Below are 8,181 nucleotides of genomic sequence, written 5' to 3'. Positions count from 1 at the left end.
GGCGCAGCTGCGCGGGCAGCTTGACGCGGCCCTTCGGGACGCGCAGGACGCGCGCGCCGAGGCCGAGCAGGCCGACCGGGCCCGGGTCCGCGCCGAGGCGACCTCGGACACTCTGCGTGAAGTGCTGGACTCACTACGCGATAACACTCGCGAGGCCGGCCCGGCCGGCACACCGTCGACCGCAACTGAACGCCCCGACGAGCGCCCCTGAGAACTGAGTGTCAGAGGTGGCAGCCACACCCCAAGGGCACGACGATCATTCGGGGACGCCGAGCTCGGCGGACCGACTCGAGTCGTAGGTAGGCGGCGTCCACGGCGCCCGCGGCCTGAGGGAGAAGGTGGCACGCAATGTGGGATCTTGGCACGGCGACGTTGGCGGTCGCGGTGGTGGCGGGCGGTGCCCTCGTGCTTCCTCCGACCGCGCGAGGTGTGGGCGGGATGTGCGCGATCATCGGCTTGCTCGGGGTGATGCAGGGGGCGAACGTGGGCGCCGACTCCTCGCGGCGCTGGGGACGCTGGCCTGGTTTATCGGGCACTGGTCGTTCGCGGTCCGCAATGATGCGCGGTACCGGTCACGGTTGGCGCGCGTGGTGATCGACCAGACGCCGCCCGCGGTGGACGCTGCCGCAGTTCTGGGAACTGCGAAAGCGCAAGACGCGCGAGTGACTGAACGCTGACACATCTCTTCCGACCGGAACGAGAAAAGGCCCCGCGGTGTGGCGGGGCCTTTGTTGTGGGTAAGCGTACGTCAGATCAGAACAGCGAAGGTGTATCCAGGGGTGCGGTATTGCCGGATGCGGCGCTGTAGGCGATGGGGTCCCAGCCACCAGAGACTGCGTTGCGGACGGCCAGGGAGCGGGCGTGGCGGTCTTGCCGTCTGAGGGAGGTTCGGATAATTCCGGTGCGTCCGCAGGCGACGGCGTAGTTCAGGTTCGCCGCCTGTGTGGACGGGATCAGGTGATCGGGATCAACGCGCACGCATAGTGGCTCGTTGCAGCGGTGTTCGGCGACGACGCCGGCCAGGTCGATGCCGTCGAGTAGAAGCGCGAACCGGTGCGCTGATTCGGTGCGGCTCACGCCGCCTTCGCGCCAGCTCAAGCGTCCGTACCCATCAACACCGGAGACGGCCCCCGTGAACAGCCAATGTCCGTCGCCGGGGGCTCGTACGACCTTGGCCCAGAACGCGGCGATTGCCTCCGGAGTGGGGGGCAGTGTCGCGCTGTAGGGGCGCGAGTTAGCCGACGGCCCAGACGAGGTGGACCGTGGTTCCAGGTCCAGTCCCGGCAGGGGAACGTCCTCACACCACGGCCCACCGCGGGGATCAGTGGTTGCTGGCACCGTTGCTGTCCGAACTGTCTACAGCCGTGCCCGTCTCAGCGTCTTCGCTCGCACTCCCGGTGCTCTCTGACTCAGACTCGCCGCTGGCTTCGTCGTTGTCGTCCTCGGAGTTTTTTGCGCTGCGGATCGCTGCACCGACGTCGCGGGCAGACAGGCCGGTCATCTCGGCTAGGTCGGACTGGGGGACGCCGAGGCCCCGGAGCTCGATGAGCGCGCCGCCGAGGGTGGCTTCTGCTTCCTCGCGGGCGTCGATCGCGGAGAACACGGCAATAAGCTTGGACTCGCGCTTGCGCGCTCGCTCCAACTCGACGGCCATTGCTTGGCGGGCGCGGGCCCGTGCGGTCTGTGAACGGGAGTCTGTCTTCGCGAGGCCCATACGCTCGACCCTATTGGTCGCCGCTCTCCCCCGCAGTCGCCCACGCTCTGGCTGCCCACGCTCTGGCTGCGGCTGCCCGCCGCAGCTTCCGCACCGCCCCGGCCAGTCGCCCTCCGTGCGTCCGCCACAAAACCCGACTCGCTCTCGCTCCTCTGAACAGTCTTACACAGTAGGCATTACTAATGACGCCTGGAAAACCGCTGGTCACCGACCCGGCCAGCCGCGCCGATAGACGCGCCCAGACGCCCCCGCCTAGACTGGCGTTCATGATGAGCCTGCGGGCGGTGCACGCCGGGACTGGATACCAGTACTTGCTGCGCTCCGTGGCCACCCACGACGCCGACCCGCAAGGGCAAAGCCTGTCGGACTACTACGCCGCCAAGGGCACCCCACCGGGCCGCTGGATCGGCTCCGGACTGACCGGGCTGGCATCCGAGAACGCCATCTCGGGATCGGTCGTCACCGAAGCACAGATGGCCGCACTGTACGGCGAAGGCCTGCACCCGGACACCGACGACCTCATGGAATCAGGGACGCCACTGTCGGCCTGCAAACTGGGCCGCTCCTACTCCCTGTACGCCTCCGGCGTGCCGGTCCTGGCGGCGATCGACGCCGCTGAGAAGGCGTTCGTCTCTGGCGAAGGCAGGCGCCCCACCACGGATGAGAAGGGCCAGATCGCCGAGAGTGTCGGACGCGGTTTCTACACCGAGCAGTTCGGCTACGACCACGCCTCCGGGCGCGACGTCATCGCCTGGGTCAACCGCGAACGAGACAAGGTCCGCCAGGCCGTGGCCGGGTTCGACTTCACCTTCTCCCCGGTCAAAAGTGTCAGCGTCTGGTGGGCAATGGCCGACGAGCACACCGCCTCCCACATCGCGGCGCTGCACCACGAAGCAGTCGCCGAAGCACTCACCTGGGCCGAGAACAATGCGGTGTACACGCGGGTGGGAACCAACGGCATCGAGCAGGTCTCCACCGGCGGGATCGTGGCCAGTGAGTTCACCCATTTCGACACCCGCGGCGGGGACCCGGACCTGCACTCGCACGTATTGATCGCCAACAAAGTGCAAGGCCCCGACGGGCGGTGGCGCACCCTGGACTCACGCGCAATCCACCAGATGCACCAGGCGATCTCCGCCCGCTACGACGCCGTCCTGCACGACCTCATCACCCGCCGAATGGGCGCGCGATTTGTGGCCCACTACCCGCACCGAGACAAGGCGCCCATCTGGGAAGTCGCCGGTATTGACCGCCGCCTGATCGACGCGTTCTCCTCCCGCCGGACCCTGGCCCGTCCGGTCTACGACCGACTGGTCACCGAGTACGTCCAGGCCAATGGTCGCCAACCCTCGCAGCGGGCCGCGTACGCCCTGTGGCAGAAAGCCATCCTCGACACACGCGATGCAAAGAAGCCCGCACAGTCCCTCGATGAGCACCGGCAGACCTGGCACAAGGTGGCCGCCGAGCGCATTGGCCAGGACGCCCTTGCGGCCATGCTCTCCGGCGTCCGAGGTGCCGGCGCAGAGCAGGACCGACCCCTGTACTCAGGCAGCGAACACGCCACCGACGTGGCAACCAAAGCTGTACGCGCGGTGACCTCCCAGCGGGCGCAGTTCCGCCAGTCGCACGTGGACACGGCAGTGTCGACCGTCCTGAAGGGATACCGGTTTGCCTCCGCCGGCGACCTGGAGCAAGCCCACAGCCAGGTCATGGAAGAGGCGATGGGAGCGCACGTCGTGGCCCTGACACCGCCGGAAATGCTGGACCTACCGGAGGCACTGACGGGTGGGTCCGGGGCCGGGGTGGACCGTCACGCCAACTCCCGCAAATACACCACCGCCGCGGTCCTTGAAGCCGAGACACTGACCCTCGAGGCGGCCACCACACCGGTTGCGGTGTTCGCCTCAGGCGCCGACATTGAGCAGGCCCTGGCCCGCCACGAACTCGAGCACGGGTGGGCGCTCAACGCCGGGCAGGCCGCGATGGCGCGTCACCTTCTCACCTCCGGCACGCTCGTTGCCGCCGGAGTTGGCCCAGCCGGTACCGGCAAGACCGCGAGCATGAAACTCCTCGCCCAAACCTGGCAGGACAGCGGGCGAGGTGTCATCGGATTGGCGCCCTCGGCAGCGGCGGCATCCATCCTTTCCGATGAGATCGGTGCGACCTCCCACACCATCGATTCGGTGACCTTCACCTGGCGCGGACTACACCCCAACCAACCGGAGAAGACCCTGTCGGCACTGCCGATCAAGATCGCCCCCGGCGACATGCTCCTGGTCGATGAGGCCGGAATGTCGAGCACCGAAAACCTGGCCGCACTGACAGAGATCGCCACTGAATCGGGAGCTGTTGTTCGGCTCATCGGTGACCCCAAGCAGCTCGCAGCCGTCGAAACCGGCGGACTGTTCGGAGAGGTCGCGCGCACCCCAGGAACGCCCGAGCTGCGCGAGGTCATGCGCATGGGCAGCGACACCGAACAAGCCGCCGCCACACTCTCCCTACGCGAGGGAAACCCCGACGCCCTGGCCCTGTACTCCCAGCGGGGATGGATCACCGGCGGCACCCGCGAGCAGATGCTCACCGAGGCAGTGGAGGCCTACCTCACCGACACAGGTGCCGGCCGAAACTCGTTGATCATCGCCTCGAGGAACACCGACGTCGACACCCTCAACGAGATCATCCGCTCAGGCCGCATCACCGCCGGGATCGTCGACGCATCCTGCGAAACCCGAGTCGCTAGAGGCGACACCATCGGCGTCGGGGACACCGTCATCGCCCGCAAGAACGCCAAGCTCTACACCGAAGACCGCAAGTACCTGGGCCGGGTCATCAACGGGCAACTGTTCACCGTCACCGGCCTCACAGGCGACGGCTCGGTGGCCGTGCAAGATATCAACACCGACGAGCAGATGCTCGTACCCGGCAGCTACGCGCAAGACAACATCCACCTGGGTTACGCCTCCACCATCCACCGAGCCCAGGGCGCCACCGTGGAGACCACCCACGCCGTGGTGGACACCTCCGTCGACCGGGCCGGCCTCTATGTCGCCATGACCCGAGGCAAGCAAGAGAACCGCGCCTACGCCGTCTGCGAGCCCGTCGTTGATTTCGTGGCGGAAGATGCCCACATGCACTCGGCTGGCGACCGGGACGCACCTACCGCCTCGGAAGTTCTGGCGACCATTCTGCGGCGCGACACCCACCAAGCCTCGGCCACTGCGGCCCTGCGCGAAGAGATGGACCACGCCACCGACCCGGCGCGTCTGGAAGCGCTGTATCGGCACGGCGTCGACCTGGCCGCCGACGCCTTCACCAGCGCCACTTTGGCCGAATACACCGACGCTCTCCCCCGTCTCTACAGTCGCCAGCTCGAGGCAGATCCCGACCAATACGCGGCGATCGCCCAAGCCTGGACCGACGCGGCAAAAGCCGGCCGCGACCCACGCGAACACTGGACGCAGGCCACAGCGAACCTCGAAACCGCGGACTCCCCCGGTGCCGTCATCGCCCACCGCTTGCGTCACGTGACCGCCGCCGGTCAAGACCGAAGCGCTCTGCCCACTCCCCCACCGGCAACCGCTACTGGCGATGCCGAACTCGCGGCCTGGCTCACCGCCACCCACGACGAACTGACGACCTCGCCCGACGAGGACACCGCCCAGGCGCCCTCGGTGGACGTGGACGACTTCACTGCCTCCTACCTCGACCACCGGGCCGCAGAGGAAGAAAGCGGCCCGGACACCCACTCGACGACCGGATCGCCCTGGGGACCTACGACCGACTCCTCTCCCGACCTCTGGTGACTTGTCCGCTTCGAGCAGGCGGTCAACTGGAGGTGTTAGGCGGCAGTGGCGGCCCATTGATGGGGCGCGGCCAGCACGTCCGCCGCAGGCAGCGCAGCGCGGGCCGCGACCACCAGTTCCCACCAACTACCGGGGTCTGGCTCGCGGTGGCGATCTTGCGCGGCCATTGCTGCCCCCCAGGTGGTTGCCTCCACCGGCGGCCCGGTCGCGGTGGCCCCGTAGGCCAGGGCGATATCGACGGGGTGGACCTGCTCGGCTTCGGCCGGGCTGGGGAAGCTCCCCCATTCGGCAAGCGCGTCGGAGTCTTCTGCCTGGTAGCGGGTGGTGAACCACCACACGAATACCGCCGATTGGAGGCGGTACAGGCGGACCCGATCGGCGTGGGCCCCTGTCACCCCTGCGGCGGCGGCGGCCCGGGTTAGGCGGGAGCGCCCCTGGTAGGCGCGCCCGCTGGCGGTGCATAGACCGAGGGACTGCAGGGCACGGAGTTTGCTGCGCACGGTGGCCGCGCACACGCCCAAGCGTGTCGCCAGCTCCCCCACCGATACTCGCCCGGTCCGGAGCAGGTCCCACACCCGCATCCCCAGGACACCCAGAGGGCGGGCGTGCCAGATGTCGGCGCGAGCGCATTCCAGTTCCTCATGAAGTTGCTGCGCTAGGACTGGAGTAAATACTGCGCCACTTCCTGTCTCCCCGCCCCCGCGGGTAGCCACCCGCCAGGTCGCGGCCCACGGGCCAACTGCTCGCTGCGTGCGGCGGATCCAGCCCCGGTCGGCGAGATCGGTAAGCCGGTCAGCGACGGTGTCCCTGACCAGGCCGGCGGCCAGAGCCCAGTCACGCTCAGAGAAGTGGACCTCCTCGGAGGCTGCCGAGAGGACGCGTGCGGCCAGGGCGAGCAGGACGAGTCGGCTCTGCGCTCCGGTTTTGCCCTGCCACTGCTCGGGCTGGGCCTCCATGCGCGCGATCAGATCGGCGACGGTGCGCTCGGCGGTGCGGCGGGCCGGGCTGGCAGTGCACGAGGTGCGGGTGGCGTGGCTGGCGGCAGTGACGGCCTTGGCCCACTGACGAGCCAGCTCCTGTTCGGTGTCCAGCCGGGGGGTACGGCCGCCTGCGGTGCGGCGGGTGCGCAGGAATTCCAGACCGGGCCAGTTCTCGGTGAAGGCGGCTCTGGCGAGGTCGCGGTACTGCATGCGGGCGTGTGCGCACGCGAGCACGATCGACCAACCGATCGCGGAGGCATCCCCGCTGCTGGTGATGGGGGTTGAGCAGAGGGCGCGGATCTTGGCGGGCAGTGGGCGGCGTGGTCCGGCCAGATGCGGATGGCCTTCGACATCGACATGCACGGGCAGGGTGGCAACCGTCGGGTTCGCCGCGGCGGCCGGATGAGGGTGGGCGCCGAGCTGCTCGACAGCCCGCTTGAGAGCACGCAGCGATGCGGGATGAATGTCGGTGTCGCCCAGGGGTACCGAGGTTCCGCCGGAGCGGTGGGGTGAGCCCGGGGCGCGGACACAACCGGTGCGCGGGTTCGCCAGTGGGCCGCGGTCAAGTGAGGGCCACGCGGCGGCGAATGCGTCCACTACTGGCGCTAGTCGGGTCGGTGAGATCGCGGTGCTCAGGCGGATCCAGACGTGATATCCCCCGCCGGGTCCAGATGAGCACACCAGATGTTCGATCCCCGCGGCGGTGAGAGCGGATGTGCAGGCGGCGAGGTCGGCAGTGGCGGTTGAGCCGGCGTGATGGGCGTCGAAGTCCAGAGCAAGCAGGCGGAAACGGCCGGCTTCGTCTGTCAGATGCAGCGCGTACGGCACATCTGGGCCGGGGGCGCCGTCGGTGAAGCGCCGAGTTGTCGAGAAGGTGTGGGCTTTGCGCGGGTCGACCCGCACATACGGGCGCGGACTCCACACACACGCCACCGACTCCCACCACGTGTTGACCTGATGGGATGCAGTTTTGCTGGTATCAGAACAAGACACGCCGTCCGGATCGACTGGACCGTCCGGAAGGTATGACCTACCCTGAGAGGTGCTTGGAAGCACAGCTCTCCTAATTGGTGAGCAACCCGAGTTTGAGCGGCAACTCGAACTCTTGACTTTCGATCCCGGCCCACTCGCCAGTGAGCCGGGATCAGTCATTTCATGGGCTGCATGATTTTTAGTTTTCAGTCACACAGCTGATCTACCTCACGCTGGAATCGCCTCCTGGTCGTCAAAATGCGACACGGCTTTGGGCATGCCGAGGTGTGCCGCAGCGACTTCGGCTACGTACTGGTTCATAGAGATGCCGCGCGCCTTGGCTTCACGCCGAAGTGCGTCGTAAACATCCGAAGGTACGCGGACTGTCATGCGTGTCCGCTCCCCCAAGGCTGGCCTGCCAGGCCCAGAACGTGTGGTCGCCATGACGTCAAAACTGACATGGCTGACGTCAGAAATGTGTGCGACACGCTCACGACGTCACAAATGGCGGTAACAAGTGTGGCGCGGAGGCCGCTGTTTCAGCCGATCGTGGAACTCGGCCCTGAGTCATGCTCGCTTGCAACTAGTGTTTGGCGTCCTTTTGAGCTGGCATGAGTGAGTCGACGAGCACCAGCTCCATCAGGTCGATTCCATCGAGCACCGGAATGACCTGCCGCGCTGATTTCGGACAGCGGAGTTGATGGTTTCTCTA

The 8,181-nt window shown here is 67.4% G+C and carries 5 protein-coding genes and 1 pseudogene; 2 read left to right on the top strand and 4 right to left on the bottom strand.

Features of this window, described 5'->3' with window-relative positions:
- Positions 1 to 211, top strand: a pseudogene (locus G6024_RS16400) (hypothetical protein); the annotation flags it as partial.
- A 542-nt stretch (positions 212 to 753) separates the two neighbouring features.
- Here the strand turns inward: G6024_RS16400 and G6024_RS16630 are convergent.
- Both G6024_RS16630 and G6024_RS07110 read right to left on the bottom strand, forming a co-directional pair.
- Positions 754 to 1,077, bottom strand: coding sequence for a hypothetical protein (locus G6024_RS16630; protein ID WP_228549012.1), 324 nt, complete (start codon positions 1,075 to 1,077; stop codon positions 754 to 756).
- 244 nt (positions 1,078 to 1,321) lie between these two features.
- A complete protein-coding gene (locus G6024_RS07110) occupies positions 1,322 to 1,714 on the bottom strand; it encodes a hypothetical protein (protein WP_181694353.1) in 393 nt (130 codons plus the stop codon).
- Between the two features lie 182 nt (positions 1,715 to 1,896).
- Here G6024_RS07110 and mobF point away from each other — a divergent pair, with 182 nt between their 5' ends.
- Positions 1,897 to 5,517 (top strand): MobF family relaxase, encoded by a 3,621-nt coding sequence (mobF, locus tag G6024_RS07105; protein WP_241728233.1) that lies wholly within the window; start codon positions 1,897 to 1,899, stop codon positions 5,515 to 5,517.
- A gap of 35 nt (positions 5,518 to 5,552) precedes the next feature.
- On the opposite strand, the gene G6024_RS07100 is transcribed toward mobF, so the two are convergent.
- A complete protein-coding gene (locus tag G6024_RS07100) occupies positions 5,553 to 7,400 on the bottom strand; it encodes a hypothetical protein (RefSeq protein ID WP_182640330.1) in 1,848 nt (615 codons plus the stop codon).
- A gap of 297 nt (positions 7,401 to 7,697) precedes the next feature.
- Entirely contained in the window at positions 7,698 to 7,859 is a 162-nt protein-coding gene (locus G6024_RS07095; RefSeq protein WP_119192862.1) for a toxin-antitoxin system HicB family antitoxin, read from the bottom strand.
- Positions 7,860 to 8,181 lie beyond the last annotated feature (322 nt).

Source organism: Dietzia maris, assembly GCF_014144855.1.
Lineage (GTDB): Bacteria > Actinomycetota > Actinomycetes > Mycobacteriales > Mycobacteriaceae > Dietzia > Dietzia kunjamensis.
Note: the sequence above shows the minus strand (reverse complement) of the source record. Positions and strands in the feature narration are given on the sequence as shown.

Bases quoted from the DNA above. Each gene is read 5' to 3' on its own strand.
- G6024_RS07110 (WP_181694353.1), bottom strand. From the start codon at position 1,714: ATGGGCCTCGCGAAGACAGACTCCCGTTCACAGACCGCACGGGCCCGC.
- mobF (WP_241728233.1), top strand. From the start codon at position 1,897: ATGACGCCTGGAAAACCGCTGGTCACCGACCCGGCCAGCCGCGCCGAT.
- G6024_RS07095 (WP_119192862.1), bottom strand. From the start codon at position 7,859: ATGACAGTCCGCGTACCTTCGGATGTTTACGACGCACTTCGGCGTGAA.